At 70.5% G+C, this 1932-nt stretch carries 4 protein-coding genes; 1 reads left to right on the top strand and 3 read right to left on the bottom strand.

The window, feature by feature from the left end; genetic code table 11:
- On the bottom strand, positions 1 to 246 hold a 246-nt coding region (locus G3N92_RS33435; RefSeq protein ID WP_206131777.1), incomplete at its 3' end, for a hypothetical protein.
- On the opposite strand from G3N92_RS33435, the gene G3N92_RS33430 reads away from it, so the two are divergent.
- Entirely contained in the window at positions 245 to 466 is a 222-nt protein-coding gene (locus G3N92_RS33430; protein ID WP_206131776.1) for a hypothetical protein, read from the top strand. The genes G3N92_RS33435 and G3N92_RS33430 overlap by 2 nt on opposite strands.
- A 42-nt stretch (positions 467 to 508) precedes the next feature.
- Here the strand turns inward: G3N92_RS33430 and G3N92_RS33425 are convergent, their stop codons facing one another.
- Both G3N92_RS33425 and G3N92_RS33420 read right to left on the bottom strand, forming a co-directional pair.
- Positions 509 to 703, bottom strand: a complete 195-nt coding sequence (locus G3N92_RS33425) for a DUF2905 domain-containing protein (RefSeq protein ID WP_206131775.1) — start codon at positions 701 to 703, stop codon at positions 509 to 511.
- Between the two features lie 10 nt (positions 704 to 713).
- Positions 714 to 1904: a class I SAM-dependent methyltransferase gene (locus G3N92_RS33420; RefSeq protein ID WP_206131774.1), complete on the bottom strand. Its 1191-nt coding sequence runs from the start codon at positions 1902 to 1904 to the stop codon at positions 714 to 716.
- Between the last annotated feature and the right edge of the window lie 28 nt (positions 1905 to 1932).

Genomic DNA, 1932 nt, shown 5'->3' with positions numbered 1-1932 from the left:
GACGCTCGACGAGGTCGTCGCGCTGCTGGCGCCCTGAGCCGGGCGCGGCGCGAAACGGCTCGCGAGCGCCGCTTCGTTCCATCGCTGCTCCGGCCCCGCTTCAGGCCGCCGCGGCGGCGCGCCGCCTGCCTTCCCGATCGTCCGGATCGCCCGCCCGGCAAGGCTTTTCAGCCCGCGAAAACGCCTTCGGCAGCGCCCCGCACGCGATGCTAGGATGAACGTTCCCACTTTCCGGGAGACCTTCATGAACGGCATCCGCATGACGGCCCGCGGCTATACGGCGAACGCCTATACCCGTGCGGCGGAAGGCGGCCGCTTTCGCGGCTACGTGATCCTGTCGCGCACGGACGGCGACACGCCCGACAACACCGAATACGAGACGGACACCGTCCGCGCGAGCGAGCGCGAGGCGCTCGACGACGCGGAGGCGCTGGTCCGGCGCATCGTCGGCGAGTTGTCGCATTGATCGGAAGGCGGCCGCGGCGCGCCCGAACGGCGCGCCGCCTCGTCACCAGAGCTTGGCGAGCACCGAGAGAATCATCATCAGCACGAGCGTGGACATGAACGGGAACGGGTAGCTGCGCGAGCCGATCCGCAGCGTCACGTCGCCCGGCAGCTTGCCGACGCCGAGCTTGGACAGCCACGGCCAGGAGCGCGACAGCAGCATCACCGCCACGAACGACACCAGCAGCCAGCGAAACATCGCGCCCCCTTTACAGTGCGTGCGAGCGTTCGCCGCGCGCGAACGCCTCGAGGCCGTCGATGCCGCGCCCGAACGCGATCACCTTGAACAGTTCGCCCATCTCCGATTCGGAGATCAGCTTCTGCACGGCGTTGGCGGCCGGCAGGAAGCGCGCCGCATCGGACGGATCGATCTCCGACAGCACTTCGGTAATGCCCGCGTTGAGCAGGAACCGCCCTTGCGAGGTGTAGCCGAGCAGTTCCGCGCCGGCCGCGACGCCGGCCTCGTGGATGCCCGAGAACTCGACGTGCGCGGTGATGTCCTGCAGCCCCGGCCAGACGAACGGATCGCCGTGCGCGCGGTGGCGGTAATGGCACATCAGCGTGCCCTCGCCGCGCTGCGGGTGGTAATACTCGCGCAGCGGAAAGCCGTAATCGATGAAGAACGCCGCGCCGCGCCGGAGCATGGTGCAGACGGTGCGCGTGAAGGCGCGCGCCGCCGCATGGGTTTCGCTCAGATAGCCGGGCGGCAGATCGAGCGGGTCGAGCAGCGCGATGTCGGCCGCGTCGCGCAGCGGGCGATCCGCGAACACGAACGCGCGCTCGGCGTTGACCGCCACGCCGCGTTCCTGCCAGCCCGCCTCGCCGCGCACCACGAGCCGCACCGGCATCGCGTCGAGCACCTCGTTGCCGACCACCACGCCCTCGAACGCCTCGGGCAGCGCGTCGAGCCAGACCACGCGCGCGGCCAGCGCCTCGGGCAGCAGCGCCTCGACGGTGTCGCGCTGACGCTCGCGCAGTTCGCCCGACAGCTCGACGATCTCGTAGCGCTCGGGCGGCGTGCCCAGTTCGTCGAGCGCGGCGATCAGCCCCGCCGCGAGCTTGCCGGTGCCCGCGCCGAATTCCATGATGCGCTGCGTGCCGCTGGCCGCCAGCGCTTCGGCCACCGGCCGCGCGAGCGTGAATGCGAACAGCGGCGACAGCTCGGGGGCGGTGACGAAATCGCTGCCGTCGTCGCCGCGCCGGCCGAACTTGCGCGCGCCGCCGCTGTAATAGCCGAGGCCCGGCGCGTAGAGCGCGCGATCCATGAAGCGGGAAAACGGCATCCACCCGCCGGTGGTGGCGATCTCGGCGCGCAACGACGCGGCGAGCGTTTCCGACTGCGCGAGCGCGTCGGGGCCGGGAACGGGTAAACTAGCGGGTTCGTGAGCTTTCGGGTTCATCCCGGCATTGTAAATGACCGATTCCGCA

It is taken from the genome of Burkholderia sp. Ac-20379, from assembly GCF_017104645.1.
In the GTDB taxonomy this organism is placed as follows: domain Bacteria; phylum Pseudomonadota; class Gammaproteobacteria; order Burkholderiales; family Burkholderiaceae; genus Burkholderia.
This window is presented reverse-complemented; position numbering and strand designations above follow the sequence as displayed.

Excerpts from the sequence above, each read along its gene's own strand:
- G3N92_RS33430 (WP_206131776.1), top strand. The coding sequence starts at position 245 with ATGAACGGCATCCGCATGACGGCCCGCGGCTATACGGCGAACGCCTAT.
- G3N92_RS33420 (WP_206131774.1), bottom strand. The coding sequence starts at position 1,904 with ATGAACCCGAAAGCTCACGAACCCGCTAGTTTACCCGTTCCCGGCCCC.
- G3N92_RS33425 (WP_206131775.1), bottom strand. The coding sequence starts at position 703 with ATGTTTCGCTGGCTGCTGGTGTCGTTCGTGGCGGTGATGCTGCTGTCG.